The organism is Pseudoteredinibacter isoporae (assembly GCF_040372805.1).
In the GTDB taxonomy this organism is placed as follows: Bacteria; Pseudomonadota; Gammaproteobacteria; order Pseudomonadales; family Cellvibrionaceae; genus Pseudoteredinibacter; species Pseudoteredinibacter isoporae_A.
Genome location: NZ_BAABWJ010000001.1, coordinates 312599 through 331025, shown reverse-complemented (window position 1 = coordinate 331025; position 18427 = coordinate 312599). Strand labels below are relative to the sequence as shown.

Below are 18427 nucleotides of genomic sequence, written 5' to 3'. Positions count from 1 at the left end.
TTTTGGAGTCCGTTCCCTGAGTGAATCCTGCCACGAGTGAAAAGGTTATCTATGTCTGAGCAGTTTATTAAATCCAATGCCGCAATCGCCTGGGGGCCAGGTCAGCCCCTATCCATTGAAGAGATCGATGTCATGTTGCCGAAAGCCGGTGAAGTCATGATTAACATTCAGGCATCCGGTGTTTGTCATACCGATGCGTTCACGTTGTCAGGTGATGACCCAGAGGGCATCTTCCCTTGCGTCCTTGGTCACGAAGGTGGGGGTGTGGTTACCCACGTGGGAGAGGGCGTAAGCAGTGTCAAAGTGGGTGATCACGTGATTCCCCTTTACACACCGGAATGTGGAGAGTGCAAGTTCTGCTTGTCTGGAAAAACCAACCTGTGTCAGAAAATTCGCGAGACCCAGGGCAAGGGTTTAATGCCTGATGGCACTACCCGCTTTTACAAAGATGGCCAGCCCATTTACCACTATATGGGTTGCTCCACTTTTTCGGAATATACCGTATTGCCTGAAATTGCCTTGGCCAAAGTAAACCCCGAGGCGCCGCTGGAAGAAGTGTGTCTGCTGGGTTGCGGTGTGACCACCGGAATGGGGGCCGTAATGAACACGGCGAAGGTGGAAGAGGGGGACACGGTTGCCATTTTTGGATTGGGTGGGATTGGTTTGTCCGCCATTATCGGGGCGACCATGGCAAAGGCTTCCCGCATCATTGCTGTCGACATCAATGAGAAAAAATTCGAGCTGGCAAAAAAGCTGGGCGCTACTGACTGCATCAATCCTCAGGCCTTCGACAAACCCATTCAAGATGTAATTGTTGAGTTAACCGACGGTGGTGTTGATTATTCTTTTGAGTGTATTGGCAATGTAAATGTCATGCGGTCCGCACTGGAATGCTGCCATAAAGGTTGGGGAGAGTCGGTCATCATTGGGGTTGCCGGTGCCGGGCAGGAAATTTCAACTCGACCTTTCCAGTTAGTGACGGGTCGTGTTTGGCGGGGCTCGGCCTTTGGTGGTGTAAAGGGACGTTCTGAATTGCCTGAATACGTAGAGCGTTATCTCCAGGGGGAGTTTCCGCTGAATGATTTCATCACGCACACCATGGCGCTGTCTGAAATTAATGAAGCCTTTGACTTGTTACACAAAGGCGAGAGCATTCGCTCCGTTATTCATTTCTGAAGACGCAAGGCGAGGTTCTGACATCATGACGATCGAACATGTAAGTGCAAATAGGAGCTTCGGGGGATGGCACAAGCAATATCAGCACTATTCATCAGTATTGAAGTGTGCGATGAGGTTTGCGATTTACTTGCCGCCCCAGGCTTCTGCCGAACACAAGGTGCCGGTGCTGTATTGGCTGTCCGGGCTGACGTGTAGTGATGAAAACTTTATGCAAAAGGCAGGTGCCTTGCGGATAGCGGCGAGCTTAGGAATGGCGATTGTTGCACCAGACACCAGTCCTCGCGGCAGCGCGGTGCCGGATGATGAGGGCTACGATCTTGGGCAGGGGGCCGGTTTTTATATCAATGCCAGCGAAGCGCCTTGGGATCAACACTATCGGATGTTTGACTATATCAATGCCGAGCTGCCAGACCTGATCGAGTCTACGTTTCCGGTTACAAAACGAAAGTCTATTGCCGGCCATTCAATGGGTGGGCATGGGGCGTTGGTCAGTGCGCTGCGCAATGCAGATCAATACTGTTCGGTTTCAGCATTCAGTCCCATTGCTCACCCAAGTGATTGTCCTTGGGGGCGCAAAGCCTTTGAAAGCTATCTTGGTAAGGATCGCAGCCGATGGGGTGAATACGATACCGTGCAGCTGTTAAACGATGGCAAAGCCTGTCCGCCTGCTTTGATTGATCAGGGAGAAAGTGATGAGTTTCTAGCTGAGCAATTGAAAATTGATGTATTAGAAAATACTGTTCGTAATAAGAATTTGTCGATTACGATTCGTCGACAGGAAGGTTATGATCACAGCTACTATTTCATCGCGAGCTTTATTGAAGACCACTTGGTTTTTCACGCCGAACATTTAGCCCTGAAGTTTGCTAAGTGATGAGTAAAAGAGGCAAGGTGCGTGAGCATCTTGCCTCTAAAACATTGATAGGCCGATACAGGACTATCAGCGCTCACCCTGAATTTCAAAAAGATCATCTTCCAGGCGGGCTTTACCGTCCTCATCAATTACCCAATGCTCGGAATGAACCACGCCGTAGGCTTTGTTCATCGTCCAGCTTGAGCTCAGGATATAACCTCCTTTTTCAGACGCTGTCCATTTCACATCAGAGTAATCTACATCGGCATAGCCTTGGTCGATAATACCCTGCCAGAATTCCTGAATGGCCTGTCGGCCTTTAAACACGCCAAACGGTCGTGCTTCCATAACCGCGCCTTCTCGATATTGCTGTGCGCAGCCCGCCGCGTCTTGTTGATTGAACGCTTTTTGCCAGTTGCTGATGCCTTCTTTGCACAGCGTGAGTTCGTCTTTACTCGACATAATCTTGTCCTTGGTCAGTGGGGGAGTCGAGAGCAGTATAGGTTTGCTATTGGCTCGAAAAAACAGTCTAATAAAAAATGTATGTTTAATTAAATAGAACAATACTTATGAATCAATTACGGCATATGTCTGTTTTTGCCCATATTGTTGAGAAAGGTTCGATTACGGCCGCAGCTGCACATTTGGACGTTTCCAAGTCCGTGGTGAGTCAGTACCTCAGTCGTTTGGAGAAAGCGTTAGGCGTGAGTTTGTTGAAGCGAACCACGCGGCAACAAGTTCTAACCCCGGCTGGACAGGCATTTTACGAAAGCTGCCATGCGATCAATCAGCAGGCCGAACAGGCCTGGCAGCACGCTCGGCAAACGCTCGAAGAACCCCAGGGGCGAGTTCGCATTACCGCTCCCGACGCCCTTATGAGCACATTGGTCGCGCCTGCGATCAGCCCGGTGATACAGCAGTATGCATCATTGAGCATTGAGCTGATCAGCAGTGATAAGCGTTTGGCAATCAACGCCGATGATATCGATCTGGCGATACGGGTAGGGGAATCTCTCGCCAGCAATGTAAAACAGCGACGAATTGGTGAGTTCAGAGACGTGCTGTGTCGGAGCGCATCGACAGCGAGTCAGAAGATTAATGATCAAACGGTGTATATTGCCAACACTTGGCAGGGCTCGACCATTCAACATCGCCTGTATGATCCTAGCCGTCGCAAGCGTTTGAATTATGTGCCCGATACATTGTGCCGGGTGGATTCCTACCACACGTCGATGGCATTGATTCAAAGCGGCGCTGGCATTGGCCTGATTCCGGACTTTCTCGTGAAGGCATCCGCTGGGATGATTTGTGAGGCATTTCCGGGTTATCAGTTGCCCGCCAATACCGTGTATGCCCTGCACCCCTATCGGCAGCACATGCCATTGGGGGTTTCGGTGTGCCTGGATGCGATCAAGAACAAGCTCGATGAATCGATATGAGGCGTGTGGATGTCCGAACGAAGCACTGCAGGTGTCAAAGAAGGTTTTGAAAGAGCTTGCAGGCCTTGTTTGAGTTGCCTGCAAGCCAAAGAATAGCGAACCTATTTTTAGAAATGGATTCGGCTGGTCTGGTCCACACAACGGCTGCCTTTTAGTTCAGCGTTGTTGACGAAGGCCAGTGAATATTCCTTGAAACAGTTTGGCGCATTGAGAGCAACAAAGTGAGGAGCGTCGCTCATGGTTACGAGTTCAATGGTGGACTGTTTATTCAAGTGTTTCAGTTTCTGGACGTGTTTCTGAGCACCCTTATAGTGGGTTTTCGGGTCCATATCGCCATGCAGGACAAGCGTGCGAGGCATTTTTTTGGGCAGTTGAGCAAAGTAGTGATCGCGCGTATAGCGAGGCAGGGTTACTTCGGCCATGAGCATGGGCAGCGGGCTACTGAAACTCAACTCGGTTTCTTCTTGGGCGATATCAGATTTCTTGGCATTCGGGCGCAAATTATTTTCCGCAGCAGTGATGACTTGTACCAGAGGGACTGAACTGCCGAAGTTGGCATAGTCCTCGTTAAACTCACCATAATATGTTTGTGCGTTTTTCAGAGCGTCCAGTAAGGGTTGGCTGTTGCCATTGTGTAAAGCCAACAGAATGGAAGGGATCTCATTGCGCAGATGAGGAATGTCCAACAAAGTACCCAAGCTGTTTGATAAACTGAGGGCTTTCAATTTGGGGTCGAGTGATTCCAGGCTGCGGTATTGTGCGCTGAGCGATTTGCTGATAGCGAGAAGATTGTTACCTTTGCTGCAGTCGTTGCTTTGTTCGCATCGCGTAAGAAGGGTTTTACCCACCTCATCAATGACGAAGGAGCGACGACTCAATTCGTAATCCTGATCGTCTTGCAAGGGCACCAGAGAATCCAGAATAAGGCCGTCAACGTTTACCTCGGGTAATTGCAAAAGGCGCAGGCTTAATTGTGTGCCGTAGGACACGCCGTACAAGTATTGCTTGCCTGAGCCACGGAACTGCTTCATCAGCTGACGCAGATCTTGAGCGGCATTGCTAATTGAAAACGCCTTCACATGATCCGGTTTGGCGTACATGCTACCAAAACAGCTCCCCCATTCGGCACCGACCAAGGCAACGCCACCTTCGGAATCCAATTGTTCTTCTTCACAAATGGTACCTGAGGCACCGGTGCCACGGTGATCGGGAATATAAATGTCCAGATTGGGAAAAGCGCTTTGGTAGTGGTCGATAATGCTGTAGAAACTAGCGCCGGATTCGCCAGGCCCGCCGGCAATCAGCCAGATGCTGCCTTCGGCGTTTTGTTGCGCGGGGAATTTACGAACAAAAATCTCAATACTCTCTTTCGATTCAGGCTTATCGTGGTGCAGAGGCATGGCCACATTAGCGCAAAGTGAGTTTTCCAGAGCTGGATGTTGCTGGGCGGCGGTGCAGGTTTTGAAGTCGTCTGCGAAGGCTTTGATGCCGGCAAGAGTGAGTGCGCTACCCAGCAGGGCAAGTTTGAGAGTCTTATTCATAAGTGGGCCATTGTTCACTGCGATTTTTGTTGGTTGTGCGAGCTTAGACGGCAGGGATAGCGAGATTGGATGCAGTGGAAACACGATTGATTGAAATTGCTAGTTCGACACAGCGCCAATGGCTTGTTGCGCCCCTAAAAAGCCCCTAGAATTTGGTTTAAATCATAATAAATGAATCGGTTTTGCCGCCAAGTTTCTCGACTGAATCTTTTCGGTGTACCAGGATTGCTGGAGCTTCTTTATGTTTTTCTCCGTAGACTCTTTTCCCCATCTCGTCAGCGATGAACTCTGTTTACAGTTTAATCGTGTTTGGCAGCGTTTGTCCGAACCTGGGTACTGGTGGTCGGCGGAGCAACGCATTGCTATTGCTCAAGCTATGCGAGAATCCAAACCCAGGCCGGTTTATGACCGGCAGCGTATCGCGCCAGAGTTGTTAGCACATGATCACGGCCGTGCCGAGCTCAGCCCGTTGTTGATCGATACCATTGAGCGAGTGAGCACCGAGTCGGGTCAATTGGATGAGGCCTGGTGCAAAACCGTGTGCTCACGAATCGGTGAAGGGGCTTACGCTGAGCTGGTGGCCATTGTCATTCTTGTCTTACCCATTGATCGTTTTTGTTTGGCCGTCGGGCGCAAGCTGCAAGCGTTACCTGACCCTCAGGCCGGAGAGCCTTTGCGTGAATACCCCGAAGATCTGGTCGATAACGGGGCTTGGATTCGCCAGACTGCGTCGGCGGTTGCGAATAAAGAGCTGGTGAACGTTTCGCGTGCCCTGAGTGTCTGCCCAATCGAAAATGGCTTGCGTCGGGATTTGGTGGACGCCATGTACATGGAAGGTCACAGTTTCTTCGATAAGCTCTGGGATCGTAAATCCCTTTCTCGTACTCAACTGGAAATAGCGGCTACTCGTACCTCAGTGATTAATCGATGTTTTTACTGCGCTAACGGACACACAATGATTTTGGATATGGCCGCCAAGGCCAGCGGGGATTCGGTTGATTTGGCTGCGCCACAGGGTGCGGAAGTGAAAGACATTGGAGTGGCGCATGGTGAATTGATTTTGGATTACACCGAGTTCGCCAATCGAGAACCGGAAAAAGCCTATGAACAGTACGCCCAGTTGGAAGTGTTGCTCGGTGAGCGAGGGGCGATGGAATTGGCCGCAGTTGTCGCCATATTTAACGGTTTGAACCGCACCAGCGACCCCACCGGTGTGCCGATGGAGGAAACCCTGATGGCTTACGGCCGCCTTGGAAACAAAACGGAGAAGCTCGGCTTGGCGACCATGGCGGGCATCAACAACACGGAGCGACCAACGCTCTGGCAAAGCCTTTGGATTTTGATCAAGTTTCAATGGCGCCGTTTAATGGGAGAAGGTCAATAAAGTGAGTAATCAAACCGGTATAAAGACACCGTTACGCTGAGGCGCTCAATCCTTCTTTCTGCTGTTCCAGATATTCACACAGTTTGTTGAACGGCAGGGCGGGGCTGAATAAAAAGCCCTGTAATTCATGACAGCCATTATTACTGAGGAATTCGACATGCTCTTGTTCCTCGACCCCTTCGGCCACAATCGCCAGATCCAGGCGTTTGGACATTTCAATCACGCTGAGAATAATCTCACGAGCGTTCTGGCTCTGGCCAATTTCCCGAGTAAAGGAATGGTCGATTTTGATGCGCTTATACGGTAATTTTTTAAGATGGCTCAGTGAGGAATAACCTGTGCCAAAATCATCGATGGTGAAATCAATGCCGAACTGGGTCAATTCACTCATGACTTTGATGGCGGTGTCCATGTCTCGCATCAGCGTGCTTTCGGTGACTTCAAATTCCAGGCTCGACGGTGGCAGTCCTAATTCCAGTACAATCAACTGAACTCGGCTGACAAAATTGTCCGACATGAATTGCTGGGGTGAAATGTTGAGCCCCATTTGGATATCGTCAAAACCCAATTCGCGCAATTGTTTCAAATGCAGGCAGGCTTTTTTCAGCACCCAATCACCAATGGATGAAATCATGCCGGAGTGTTCAGCGACAGGAATAAAACTGTCTGGAATGATCCAGCCCAATTTGGGGTTTTTCCAACGCAGCAGTGCTTCCACGCCGTTCACGCAATTGCTTTGGCTATCGATGCGAGGCTGGAAGTGCAATTCAAATTCCAGACGGTCAATGGCATGTACTAAAGCCTGCTCCAGTTCGTAACGCGCCTGGACTTCCTGGCCGATGGTTTCGGAATAAAAACAGTAACTGTTTTTTTCATCCATGCGGGCTTTAAACAGCGCCGTTGCAGCATTGCGTAAGGCTTCGCCAGCGTCATGGCTGTCTTTGGGCCAACAGCTGACGCCCATATTTGTCGACAGAATCAGGCTCTGGCGTTCTCGGGTAATGGGGCGGCTGAAACTAGAGCACAGGCTGTCCAGCAGTTCCATAGTATGATGGTTCTGGGCATCGTCAGGCACCAAAAAGGCAAAGTCATCGCTGTTGAGTTGCGCCATAAAATAATTCGGGCGGTTAATTTCTTTCAGCTGTTCGGCGATTTGCAGCAAGCTGCTTTTTCCCAGTGTTTGATCGTAGATGCTGTGGCTGGCATCACTCCAGTTAAAATGACAGATCACCAAAGCCAATTGCTTGTGGTTCTGGGATTGAATGCTGTCGGCCAATTCTCGTTCCAGTGCGCCCTGATTGGGTAGCTCGGTGAGAGGGTTGCGGCTGCTAAGCTCATCGAGTTTTTCTTGCAGTGCACGCTGGGATTGAGCTTGGGAATGCAAGCGCCACAAATTCCACAAGGGCCAGCAAATCATCAGACAGGCAATGGCGGTTGCAGGTGCAAACCAGTATCGGGTGCTTGCCAGGAGAAAGGCTGAGAGGGCAATGCATAAGCCGATGAATATGAGCGTGAGTGCAAAGCCATACCGCAGTGGGACCATCATGATGGCGATCGCGCCCAATAGGATAATGGCGGAACTGATCAACCATTGTTGAATGCCATTGAACTCTTGCAGAATTTTCCCCTGCAGCAAACCATTAAGTTGTTGGGCGAGCAGTTCTACCCCGGGCATGCGCTCGTGCTCACGGTACAACGGGGTCGCAATGCGATCGCCAATGCCGGCGGCGGTGACACCCACAAATAGATATTTATGGTTCAGGACATCAAGATCAATTCGTTCACGCAGAACATCGGCGTAGGAAAGGCGCAGGGTTTGATGCTCTCGTTTGGTAAACGGAATCAGGCCGCGCTTGTCTCGAACCCAGCCTACGGTCAATTGTGCGTCCAGGTCATGCCCCTTCAGCGTGTCGAGTTGTGGAATCTCTTCCCCGGTAAACTGCGCCATCGCCAGTGGCAGTGATGGCCAATAGGCGTCTCCCATTCCGGCGTAGGCGTGAAATTTTCGATTTAAACCATCGAGGTCGAGTTCGACATCGACATGACCGATGCCCGCGGCGCCTGCGGCCAAGCTGGCCATGGGCAAAAGCTCGCTCACTCCCGAGGCTTTGCTGAGTAAAACCGGGGCCGTAATCAGGAACGTTTTGCCGTTATTTTCAATGGCCTCAGCGAGTGCCTGATCGACATCGGGTTGTTGGGATTCAGAGAAAATAATATCCAGGGCGATGGCTTTGCTGTCGTACTTGCTGAGAACATTGATGAGATCGGCGTGAATATTACGGGGCCAGGGCCAGCGGCCCAGTTCCATAATACTGGCATCATCAATGTCGATGATGACAATGTCCGGAGACATGGTAGGGGCTTGAACCGGCAGCAGGAGATCATAGCTCAGGGTATCGAAACGATTGAGCAATTGGCTGTAGCGTAACCCGCTGGCCAAGAGCAGCAGGCCAGCGAGTAGCAGGAGTGCAATGCCCAGTGTTTGTCGATGTTGCCCGGGCATGTCGCCGCCTGTTAGATAATCAAAATGGCAATAATACCAAGAATAAGTGCCCAATGACTGTTATCGGGCAACCCTTCAATGACTTGAGTGCTGCCCCAGGGACTTTCATAGCCGTCCGACTCGATGGTCTTAACGCGCATATAACGGTTATTCCCGCTGTGTGGATCAAAAGCAAACTCCGGCACGTTGGTCATTTCATCGACGATGATGTGCTTAAAGTGTTTATCGCGCGCAATTTGCACTTGATAGCGCTGGCCTTCACCGGTTTTTTCCCAGCTGGCGAGTAGCTTGCCATTGTGGGTTTCCAGTGAGGCTTCAGGTTCTTTGGGGATGGGTTTCACCTTGTAGTGGCGGGTGACGCCCACCGGGCCATGTTCACCGTCCGCAGCAATGCTGGTTAAGCGCCAGTAGAAATCACCCAGCTGGGCAACGGCATTGCTGTCGAAGCGACGCGCATTGGTTTCTTCTTTTAGCAGTACATTATTAAATTGTTCGTCGCCAGCGATTTCCAGGAGATAGCGTTGTGCATCGGTAGATTCGGTCCACTGCAGTGTTGGCCATTCGCCACGATAGCTCTGCTTGTTGTGAGGTTTGAGTGGCAGCGGGGGTTGCGGGCGCGCATCGAGAACAAAGCGGGCCATGCGTTCTAAGCCTTCCAGGCCCAGTTCGTCGATACCGCGAACGCGAACAAAGTACTCGCCGTCAGGAAGATCCGGCAGTGCGGCTTTATTGTGTTCGCCGACGCCTTGCCACAGCAGCGTTTCGAACGCTTCATTGTCCGCAACTTCGGTGCGGTATGCTTTGGCACCGGCCAGAGCGTTCCATTCCAAACGCCAATTCAGTTGGCGAATGGCAGAGGGTATCGCCTTGAAGCTTGGGGGAGGCAGCAGCTCACGGGGTTTGCTAGGTGGTTCACCAGCCTTCACTTGGGTACCAAAGCCGGCAGGTACCAGAGTTTGGGATTGGCCGCCGGACACAGCGACTTTACCTTCGACGACTTCGATATTGGACACCTCGCCAGAATCATCCGCGACGGCACGGTAGGCGGTTCCGCGCACGGCACTGATGGCAGAAGGGGTGTGGATTTCAAAGCGTGAGCCCGGGCCAACAGCCGTCGTCACTTGAGAGCTCAAGCGCCCTTGCAGCAGCTTAATGCGAGAGTCCACCATACCTGTGCTGCCATGGGCACTCAGGTGATCAAAACGAACAATACTCTGATCAAAAATGGAAACAATGGAGTTGTCGGCGAACTTAATGGCCACGCCGCTGTTTTCGCCAGTGCGGATAATGTCGCCGAGGTAGATTTCCATCGACTTACTGGCTTGCAGCTGTTGATTGCCTTGGGCGCGTTCGATTTCCGCCTGGCCGGTAATGGAATGAATGCGAGCGGGAACCACATTGGATTTGATCCAGGCCATCGGTACTCGAATGACCGAGCCCGGTTTCATACGGGTGGGTTCACTGATGTTATTGATTCGGCGCAACTGTTCAAAGCGGGTAACTTTATCGAGATGTTTTTCGCTGAAGTTCCAGAGATTATCGCCGTCGACCACGGTGTATACCCAGTGGTCCGCCAGACTGCTGTGGGTAAAACAAAGGCTTAGAAGGCATAGTGCCAGCTTGAATCGCAGATGGTTGCGCATCATATTTATATTCCAACGATGAAACGGCTGAATCTTTGTATGTCTTATGTAGGGGCCAGTCGTCGGCTTCGCCGTTGTCTCTACTCGGGTCGTGACGAGTCGATCTCGCGCCCTTTCCATGTCTTATGACGGCTTAGTCTATCAAAAAAACCGACAAATCCTATTGATAAGGGCGAAAGAGGCTGAACAACGTTCCAGTTTGAGACTGGGCACACGTCACTGATGACGGGACCTCTAAGTGGACCGGTCTCCCGGAGCCTGACAAGACGCGGCAGCATGGGACTTGCAATATGAACCTAGGCTGAAAATTTGAGGGTATTTACGCTTTGCGTGAGGCGTGTTTAACCTTGAGGCGCCGACCCGGCTATTTTGCCTCGTTCGCGGTAGGTATCTGCCGACTTGGTTGAACTCAAATGATAATGATATGGTTAGCCCTCCTTAATATAGACCCGGAGACCCTCCCTTGCTGTTATTGATCACCTATATGGTGTTGGCCATTGTTATTTCTTTTTTATGTTCTGTGATGGAAGCGGTGCTGCTCAGCATTACCCCGAGCTATATCGGTGTGTTGCGCAAAGACAATGAGCCCCTGGCCAAGCGAGTGCAGTCCCTGAAAGACAATATCGATCAACCTCTGTCGGCCATTCTTACTTTAAACACCGTTGCGCATACCGCTGGCGCTGCGGGTGTGGGCGCCCAGGCGGCCGTGGTGTTTTCAGATGCCGCTGTGGGTATTGCCTCGGCGGTGATGACTCTTTTAGTGCTGGTGTTATCCGAGATTATTCCCAAAACTCTGGGGGCGAGCTATTGGCGTGCGCTGACCCCTTCCGTGTCGATCAGCCTGTTGTTCTTGGTAAAAGTGTTTAAGCCCTTTGTTTGGATGGCCGATCGCCTGACGCGTTTGTTGGGTAAGAAGGAAGACGAAGCGCACTATATTCGCCAGGAAATCGAGGTGATGGCTGAACTGGGTTCCAAAGCGGGTGCCTTGAATCAGGACGAATCGGATACCATTCGTAGCCTGCTGAATTTCCGGACGGCCAGTTTAAAAGATCTGATGACACCCCAGACGGTGCTCTTTAAAGTGCACAAAGACATGACTGTGGACGAGTATTTATCCGAGCATGGTTCAGTGCCGTTCTCCCGAGTGCTGGTTTACGATGAAGATGGCGATGATGTCATTGGCTTTGTGCACAAGAATGATTTGATGCTGGCTTACCATCGCCTCGGTCATGATTATCGGGTTGGGAAGCTGGTGAAGTCCTTGTACACCGTGCCGGAAACTTTATCGGCGCCCAGCCTGTTTCAAAATCTGCTGCAACGTCGTGAGCACATTGCTTTGGTAGTGGATGAGTATGGCGCAGTGCAGGGAATTGTAACGCTGGAAGATCTGCTGGAGTCACTGATTGGTGTCGAAATTGTCGACGAGCACGATCGCGTCAGTGATATGCAGGCCGAGGCTCAGGAGCTCTGGCGAGAGCGCCTGGAAAATCAGGATAAGATTATTGATGCCAGTGATGGATTGTCACCCGAGGCCGACACAGATCAGAAAGCAGACTAAATTTTCAAGGCAGGAGCGATGCGGTGTTTATCGAAAGCGAATCTGAATTGCGGGAAATTTATGGTTATCCGGTTGGGCGTGCTAAAGACAAACAATTAGCGGCGTTGGAAAAGCACAGTATTCATTTTATCCATCACTCCCCGTTTATGTTGTTGTCTACTGCCAACCAAGCTGGGCGGATGGATTGTTCACCTCGAGGTGGCGAACCGGGTTTTGTTCGTGTGCTTAATGAGCGCTGCATCCTAATTCCCGACGCCAAGGGCAATAGGCGTCTGGATAGTTTGGTCAATATTCTCGATACCGGGAGCGTGGGTTGTGTGTTTCTGATTCCTGGCGTAGACGAGACTCTGAGAGTTAATGGGCGTGCGAAAATCAGTCGAGATGCCTCTTATCTGGAGAATTTTGACGGTCAGGACAAAGCGCCAATCAGCTGCATCGTGTTGGACATTGAAGAGGTGTTTTTGCATTGCGCCAAAGCTCTGATGCGCTCCCGTTTGTGGGCAGAAGACAGCAAGATTGAGCGCAGCAGTTTCCCAACCATGGGGCGCATGATCAATGATCAGTTGAATATAGCCGGTGACGTTGAAACCCAGGAAGACATGGTTAAGCGATATATGAAGGACCTTTAAGTCCTTCATATACGGTATGTGATTCAGTTTGCTTCAGCTCTACTTTTTTCGAGGCACTCTTCGATCAAGGTTTTTAATTCCACCGTCTCATTCGCCAATTGTTCCGCTGTTAATGGAATCTTGAGCTTTAACACTTGCTTGGCGGCCATAAAATCTTTGGGGCGATTGATGCAGTCTGCAGCAATCAGTTGGCCTTCTCGGAAATACCAAACGCTGAACTGTTCTTCGTCTGGTTGGCCTCGAAGCACGTACTCGCTGTAAGCCATATTGACGCCGGCAATCTGTAATTTGACATCATACTGGTCCGACCAGAACCAGGGGTGCTCTATATTGGGAGCTGGTTTGTTGCACAGTGTGGCGGCGATAATCCTGGCCGTGTCGTTAGCACTGGGCACGGATTCCAGGCGTACCATTTGCTTGAGTTTGGGGTGAGGGTAAGCGCAGCAATCGCCAGCGGCAAAGATATCCATATCGCTGCTGCGGCCTTGCTCGTCTACGACAATACCATTGTCGGTGCTAAGCCCGGCGGCTTCGGCGAGTTCAATATTGGGAACAACACCAATGCCTACGATGACCATGTCGGCAGGAAATTCGCGGCCGTCCGAGGTGACAACGGCATCGACCTTGTGTTCACCTTTGATGCATTCCAGCTGCGTGTTTTCATAAATGCAAACACCTTCGCGCTGATGCTTGTGTCGATAGAAGTGAGACACCTCTGGGGCCGTTACTCTTTGCAGAATACGCTCCGCCGCTTCCAATACAGTGACGTCTGCACCCAGTTTATGTAAGGAGGCTGCGGTTTCCAGGCCAATATAGCCCCCGCCGATAATCACCACCCGGCAGCCGGCTTTGAGTTGGTGTTGGATATGTTTGCTGTCCTCGGCATTGCGCAGATAATGAACTTGAGGAAGTTCTGCGCCCGCGAGAGGTAACGGTCTTGGGCGGGCTCCGGTACACAGCGCCAGTTTGTCATAGCTCAGTTGTTCGCCATTGCTGAGTTGTAGCTGTTTATGTTCCCGATTGATGTGTTGAACTTTAACGCCCAATTTCACATCCACGTCCAGCTTGTCATAGGCCTGACTCGGGCGGATGAATAACTTTTCTTCGCTCAGCTCGCCACTCAAAAACGCTTTGGACAGAGGCGGCCGTTGGTAGGGCAGCAGTGTTTCTTCACCAACGAGCGTGATCGGGCCAGTCCAGCCTTGCTGTCGAAGGCTGGCGATGAGTTGCGCGGCGGCGTGGGAGGCGCCAACAATGACACAGTGCATAATCAAACTTCCATAAACAAAAAAGGCCACACAAAGGGTTTGTGTGGCCTGATACAAGACCGTGTGATCAAGAGACCGCTTTGATCACCTGGGAGAAGTTGTCCAACATTTCCAGCTCTTCTTCCTGTTCGAAGTAACCTACGTGGTGCCAGCAGACAAATTCTTCGGTGCCGTATTTTTCTTTCAGGGCACCCACCTGGTCGATCACTTGGTTTACGGTTCCTTTCCAGACGCGGCCCATCGGCACATTGTACGGCGGCGCGTTGTAGGCGAAATTAAACAGCTCTTCAAAATCGCGGTAGTGGCTTTCGGCCTGGGCTTCGGTAGAACCAATGGTTAGGTGACCACCCAGCACCAGGGTATTGCCTACGGTGCATTCGGTATGACCGTGCTTATGGGCTTCTTCGATGTACAGATCCATGGTCATATCGATGAATTCTTCTTTCGATACAAAGGCCACCAGCTTGGCACCTTCCTTGGCCCAGAATTTGGCGGTTTCCATTGACCAGGAAAACGGTACATACAACGGTGGGAAGTCTCGACCCTCTCGCTGGCGGGGGCGTGGCACGATGCCGGTCTTTTTCAGAATATCGCCCTCACCCAATGCATCTTCACCGCCCCAGGCTTTGGTCGGTGGGAATGGCCAGGTGATGTCCGTAGGCGGGATGTCCCAAAACTCGCCGTAGTGGTTGAAGGTTTTGTTGGTCCAGGCTTTTTTGATGACTTGCCAGGATTCTTCCATCAGACGGCGGTTACGGGCATCGGCTTTGGAGCGGTCCGACTGGGTGGTAGTGATGTCCAGATACTGGGACAGATTGTTCAACCAGCGGGGTGTGTTGCCGCGTACAAACCCGACGAATAAACGGCCATCGGTCATGTGATCCAGCATCGCCAGATCTTCCGCCAGGCGCATGGGGTGATGTGCTGTCAGGGCCATACCGACCTGGCCCACCATCAGGTTCTTGGTGTTCTGGGCAATGTGCAGGTTCCACAGCAGGGGGTTGGTGGTGGTTTCGATGCCTTCCACCTGGAAGTGGTGCTCGGTCATACAGAAGCCCGCGAAGCCATTTTCGTCGGCAAATTTCATCTGTTCGGTGGTGCGCTGTAACAGTGTGTCAAAGCGATCCGGGTCGCCACCAGGAAGCTCAACGTCTTCGCCTTTGCTGCGCATATAGGGCTGTACAAGTATATGGGCCTTCATTGCAAATCCTCTGTAGTATGATCGTTCGTTCGATTATAGGGCGGCGTCTCGCGTTTGTATAGATCAGTGTGTTTTCGACTGGGTAAACGGCTGGGCGAAACGCCGGTTTTTCAGGCCTTTATGGCCTTAGGTCATTGATCGTAAAGTGTTTTTTAAAACGGGTGCGGCGGGAGAACTTTGGGAGCGATATGGTCGCGCTGAAAAACCCGAAGGTCGGCCCAAGGCCGACCTTCGGGTTGTGTTCGGTTTAATCCATCAATGGTTTGGCTTTCTCATCGACGATATGGCTGTCGATTTTGAGGTCGAACAGGCGCTCGGCGAGGTAGTGGTGAAAATCCACAACGACCTGCTCCAGTTCAACCAGCTTACCGGGTTGCCCGTGACGGGATTTCATGGATTTTTGATTGCGTTCGCAAATCCATTTGTCTTCTGCGAAGAACGCTTCCACAAATTCCTGCTCGGATTTTCCAGGATTAATTTTGCTGGAGGAAATGGTGCCTGCACGGATAATGGAATTTTCGGCGTCCACAGGAATGACCGACAGATAACCCAGGCTGTCGCCAAGCAAAATGCCAACAAAGTTGGGGGGCAAGCTGAACAACACATAATGTTCATACAGCCGTTGAGTAGCTTTAGGCATCAAGGCCATCATGGCGGACTCGGTAAAGCTGCGGCTCTCTCCCACCAGATTGCCGCCGGTCAATGTCCAGTCGGGCTTGCCTTCAATATAAAACGCTTCGCGTGTCGGGGTGTTAAGCTCCAGAGTTTCCTGGTGCACTTTGAAGAGATGGTAACTTTCAATGCCATTTTCGATGGCGAGTTTCCAATTGCTGTTCCAATATTCGTTTTCACCACCGCTGCCTTCAGTAAACGAGCCGATATTGTATCGCTTCAGATACTTGTCGATGCCGGCGTAACGTTCTTTCAGTGGCTCCGCATTACCGTTGATGTTCACAAACAGCAGTCCGTTCCAGCTTTCCAGTTTGAAGTGGGGCAGGCAATGATCGCTTTTTTCGACGGCGATGGTGCCCGGGTGCGGAACGCCGATCAGTTTACCTGTGTCGGTGTAAGTCCAGGCGTGATACGGGCAGACCATGCGACCCTTGTTTCCAAAGCCTTCGTCGTTCAGGGGGGTGCCGCGGTGACGGCAGACGTTGGACATGGCTCGCAACTCGCCATCGCGACCGCGAATGATAATGATAGGCTCATCGGCGATGGTCAGTGCATAGTAATCACCGGGTTTGGCAACTTCGCCTTCGTTGCAGACAAATACCCAATCGTTGCGAAAAATGTTGTCCATTTCCAACTGATAAACTTCGTTGTCAGAATAAGCGGCAAATGGCAGTCCGGTTGCGTCATCAATCTTGGCGCTGGCGACCTGCTTAATAGAGTCTAAAAGTGTCATCGTCATCTCCTTCAAGCCATCTTTGGCTGAAATCAGTTTAAATTGTTTATTGTAATATGTTACAAACAACTGCTTAAAAAAATACCTTTTGCCCCGGTGCGTGTAAGCGGGAGGCAAAAGGTTGTCTGGGTTTAGCTGGCGTTTGCTTCGGCCTTAGCGGCTTCGCGTTTTCGCTTTTGCTCCTGTTCCCAGGCCCAGATAGGTGGGCGAACCAATAATTGGAAGCGATAGCCCCAGCTCGGCGCTTCCCACAGTTGCTTGCCCAATTTGGTAAAGCCATGGAAGAACACGGTAATCGGATTCACGCTGTTAATGCGTGGGTATACGCCGAATTTAACTTTTTCATCTTCTTCAGCAAACGTGCCAAACATGCGATCCCAAATGATAAAAATACCAGCGTAATTTTTATCAATGTATTTTGAGTTGGTCGCATGATGCACGCGGTGGTGCGACGGCGTGTTCATAATGTATTCGATTGGCCGTGGCAGTTTGTTTACCAGTTGAGTGTGCAGGGCGGTTTGATAAAGCTGAACCAGCGCCTCGGCCAGGAAGACTACGAAGGGGTGGAATCCCAGCATCACCAATGGCGCGTGGAAGAAGAACGGAAAGAATCCATCCAGCGGTCCAAAGCGATAGGCGACAGAAATATTAAAGTGCGGTGAGCTGTGGTGTACGGTATGGGTTGCCCAGCCGAGACCGCAAACATGCATAAAGCGATGTTCCCAGTAATAAATAACGTCGGCCAACACAATACAGCCCAATAGAGTGAGCCAGGTCATCGGGAGCTGAGTGATGCTGAAGTTTTCGTAGATCCAGAAAAAACCGGTCAGGTAAAACAACAGGTAAATCAAACCACCAATAAAGCGATAGGCAAACAGCGTAATAAAGTTGGTGATGGAGTCACCCACCAGATCCCAACTGAAATTTCGTTTGATCGCCATGACGATAAGTTCGAAGGCGAACAGCCCCATCATGGCCAGAAAAAACCAATAATTAATGTATTCATTCCAGCCATGAAACTCGAGATCGGTCAGGCGTTGTTGTAGAAAATCTATCATGACAGGCACTCTATTTATAAATCACGAATAAAGACGTCAGTTCGCTGTTCTGGGTGTAGTCGCGGCGTTCGACTACGGCCTCAACAGCTCGACTGTAGTCAATATCCTGCCACGCATTGAACAGATCATTGTTTCCGTATTTACTGGGTTTCAACAGAGTTTTAATATCCCCACTTGGGATGGGGTAATGCTCGCCGCTCATGTTGGCTTTGTTATAGCCAATGCTGATGGTGGCTCGGCTGAAGTCGCTGTTGAAATCGCTGTATATGGCAAACACGCTCACGGTGTAACTGTTCAGCTGATCGCTGAGGGTTTTGTTGTTGGAAAATTCCTGCCAGACCGTATCGGCTTTCATTAATTCAGTGGTGCGTTGAATACCCACAACCGATTTGGGCCAGTTGTTCCCTTTGGATTGTGGTTTTGCCTGTGGTTTGGCCTGGTTTTGTTCAGGCGCGGCAGTGGCAACCTGCAGCGGCGCATCGCTGTGTTGCTGTTGCTCTTCCGGCAATTCCGCTGCGGCCATTTGTTCATAGGCCTGGTAGTCTTTCAGGTCAAAATAGTCAGCCGTGGATTGGCGGCCGAAAGCGGCCATGGCGTAACCGACCTCACTCATGGTCGCAAAATCCATATTGGCACTGCTGTATTTTTCAAATTCAGTTGGGGGTTCTGCTTTTTGCAGACTTAACGCAAAGCCAACCACCAGACCGAGCAGTAAGGTGCTTAAAACAGAGATAAAAAAGTTCATAGGCCTACCTATCATCACGCA

15 protein-coding genes are annotated in these 18427 nt (G+C 50.9%); 6 read left to right on the top strand and 9 right to left on the bottom strand.

Going from position 1 to position 18427, the window contains the following annotated elements; translation table 11 throughout:
* Nucleotides 1-51 precede the first annotated feature (51 nt).
* Together ABWW03_RS01535 and fghA are read left to right on the top strand one after the other, a co-directional pair.
* The gene (locus tag ABWW03_RS01535) at nt 52-1176 is read left to right on the top strand and encodes an S-(hydroxymethyl)glutathione dehydrogenase/class III alcohol dehydrogenase (RefSeq protein ID WP_353405926.1); all 1125 of its coding nucleotides are present in this window, start codon (nt 52-54) and stop codon (nt 1174-1176) included.
* 25 nt (nt 1177-1201) lie between these two features.
* The gene (gene fghA, locus ABWW03_RS01530) at nt 1202-2053 is read left to right on the top strand and encodes an S-formylglutathione hydrolase (protein ID WP_353405924.1); all 852 of its coding nucleotides are present in this window, start codon (nt 1202-1204) and stop codon (nt 2051-2053) included.
* 66 nt (nt 2054-2119) lie between these two features.
* Here fghA and ABWW03_RS01525 read toward each other — a convergent pair whose 3' ends face one another.
* Complete coding sequence (locus ABWW03_RS01525; RefSeq protein ID WP_353405923.1) at nt 2120-2494, bottom strand: nuclear transport factor 2 family protein; 375 nt, start codon at nt 2492-2494, stop codon at nt 2120-2122.
* 107 nt (nt 2495-2601) lie between these two features.
* Here ABWW03_RS01525 and ABWW03_RS01520 point away from each other — a divergent pair, with 107 nt between their 5' ends.
* On the top strand, nt 2602-3471 hold the full coding sequence (locus ABWW03_RS01520; protein ID WP_353405922.1) for a LysR family transcriptional regulator: 870 nt from the start codon (nt 2602-2604) through the stop codon (nt 3469-3471).
* A gap of 107 nt (nt 3472-3578) precedes the next feature.
* Here the strand turns inward: ABWW03_RS01520 and ABWW03_RS01515 are convergent, their stop codons facing one another.
* Nucleotides 3579-5012, bottom strand: coding sequence for an alpha/beta fold hydrolase (locus tag ABWW03_RS01515; protein WP_353405921.1), 1434 nt, complete (start codon nt 5010-5012; stop codon nt 3579-3581).
* Between the two features lie 241 nt (nt 5013-5253).
* Between ABWW03_RS01515 and ABWW03_RS01510 the strand changes: the two genes are divergently transcribed.
* Nucleotides 5254-6396, top strand: a complete 1143-nt coding sequence (locus ABWW03_RS01510; RefSeq protein WP_353405920.1) for an alkylhydroperoxidase-related (seleno)protein — start codon at nt 5254-5256, stop codon at nt 6394-6396.
* A gap of 31 nt (nt 6397-6427) precedes the next feature.
* Here ABWW03_RS01510 and ABWW03_RS01505 read toward each other — a convergent pair whose 3' ends face one another.
* Complete coding sequence (locus ABWW03_RS01505) at nt 6428-8899, bottom strand: putative bifunctional diguanylate cyclase/phosphodiesterase (RefSeq protein WP_353405919.1); 2472 nt, start codon at nt 8897-8899, stop codon at nt 6428-6430.
* Nucleotides 8900-8910: 11 nt separating this feature from the next.
* Nucleotides 8911-10545: a FecR domain-containing protein gene (locus tag ABWW03_RS01500; RefSeq protein WP_353405918.1), complete on the bottom strand. Its 1635-nt coding sequence runs from the start codon at nt 10543-10545 to the stop codon at nt 8911-8913.
* A 460-nt stretch (nt 10546-11005) separates the two neighbouring features.
* On the opposite strand from ABWW03_RS01500, the gene ABWW03_RS01495 reads away from it, so the two are divergent.
* The gene (locus tag ABWW03_RS01495) at nt 11006-12100 is read left to right on the top strand and encodes a hemolysin family protein (RefSeq protein WP_353405917.1); all 1095 of its coding nucleotides are present in this window, start codon (nt 11006-11008) and stop codon (nt 12098-12100) included.
* A gap of 23 nt (nt 12101-12123) precedes the next feature.
* Nucleotides 12124-12729: a pyridoxamine 5'-phosphate oxidase family protein gene (locus ABWW03_RS01490; RefSeq protein WP_353405916.1), complete on the top strand. Its 606-nt coding sequence runs from the start codon at nt 12124-12126 to the stop codon at nt 12727-12729.
* A gap of 23 nt (nt 12730-12752) precedes the next feature.
* Here ABWW03_RS01490 and ABWW03_RS01485 read toward each other — a convergent pair whose 3' ends face one another.
* From ABWW03_RS01485 to ABWW03_RS01465, 5 genes are all read right to left on the bottom strand, one after another.
* Nucleotides 12753-13997, bottom strand: a complete 1245-nt coding sequence (locus tag ABWW03_RS01485) for an NAD(P)/FAD-dependent oxidoreductase (RefSeq protein ID WP_353405915.1) — start codon at nt 13995-13997, stop codon at nt 12753-12755.
* Nucleotides 13998-14064: 67 nt separating this feature from the next.
* A complete protein-coding gene (locus tag ABWW03_RS01480; protein WP_353405914.1) occupies nt 14065-15198 on the bottom strand; it encodes an LLM class flavin-dependent oxidoreductase in 1134 nt (377 codons plus the stop codon).
* Between the two features lie 247 nt (nt 15199-15445).
* Entirely contained in the window at nt 15446-16603 is a 1158-nt protein-coding gene (locus tag ABWW03_RS01475) for an aromatic ring-hydroxylating oxygenase subunit alpha (RefSeq protein ID WP_353405913.1), read from the bottom strand.
* A 131-nt stretch (nt 16604-16734) separates the two neighbouring features.
* Complete coding sequence (locus tag ABWW03_RS01470) at nt 16735-17661, bottom strand: sterol desaturase family protein (protein ID WP_353405911.1); 927 nt, start codon at nt 17659-17661, stop codon at nt 16735-16737.
* Between the two features lie 10 nt (nt 17662-17671).
* A complete protein-coding gene (locus ABWW03_RS01465) occupies nt 17672-18406 on the bottom strand; it encodes a hypothetical protein (protein WP_353405910.1) in 735 nt (244 codons plus the stop codon).
* Nucleotides 18407-18427: the final 21 nt, after the last annotated feature.

Excerpts from the sequence above, each read along its gene's own strand:
- ABWW03_RS01480 (WP_353405914.1), bottom strand. The coding sequence starts at position 15,198 with ATGAAGGCCCATATACTTGTACAGCCCTATATGCGCAGCAAAGGCGAA.
- ABWW03_RS01470 (WP_353405911.1), bottom strand. The coding sequence starts at position 17,661 with ATGATAGATTTTCTACAACAACGCCTGACCGATCTCGAGTTTCATGGC.
- ABWW03_RS01520 (WP_353405922.1), top strand. The coding sequence starts at position 2,602 with ATGAATCAATTACGGCATATGTCTGTTTTTGCCCATATTGTTGAGAAA.
- ABWW03_RS01515 (WP_353405921.1), bottom strand. The coding sequence starts at position 5,012 with ATGAATAAGACTCTCAAACTTGCCCTGCTGGGTAGCGCACTCACTCTT.
- ABWW03_RS01475 (WP_353405913.1), bottom strand. The coding sequence starts at position 16,603 with ATGACACTTTTAGACTCTATTAAGCAGGTCGCCAGCGCCAAGATTGAT.
- fghA (WP_353405924.1), top strand. The coding sequence starts at position 1,202 with ATGACGATCGAACATGTAAGTGCAAATAGGAGCTTCGGGGGATGGCAC.
- ABWW03_RS01505 (WP_353405919.1), bottom strand. The coding sequence starts at position 8,899 with ATGCCCGGGCAACATCGACAAACACTGGGCATTGCACTCCTGCTACTC.
- ABWW03_RS01525 (WP_353405923.1), bottom strand. The coding sequence starts at position 2,494 with ATGTCGAGTAAAGACGAACTCACGCTGTGCAAAGAAGGCATCAGCAAC.
- ABWW03_RS01500 (WP_353405918.1), bottom strand. The coding sequence starts at position 10,545 with ATGATGCGCAACCATCTGCGATTCAAGCTGGCACTATGCCTTCTAAGC.
- ABWW03_RS01535 (WP_353405926.1), top strand. The coding sequence starts at position 52 with ATGTCTGAGCAGTTTATTAAATCCAATGCCGCAATCGCCTGGGGGCCA.
- ABWW03_RS01485 (WP_353405915.1), bottom strand. The coding sequence starts at position 13,997 with ATGCACTGTGTCATTGTTGGCGCCTCCCACGCCGCCGCGCAACTCATC.
- ABWW03_RS01465 (WP_353405910.1), bottom strand. The coding sequence starts at position 18,406 with ATGAACTTTTTTATCTCTGTTTTAAGCACCTTACTGCTCGGTCTGGTG.
- ABWW03_RS01510 (WP_353405920.1), top strand. The coding sequence starts at position 5,254 with ATGTTTTTCTCCGTAGACTCTTTTCCCCATCTCGTCAGCGATGAACTC.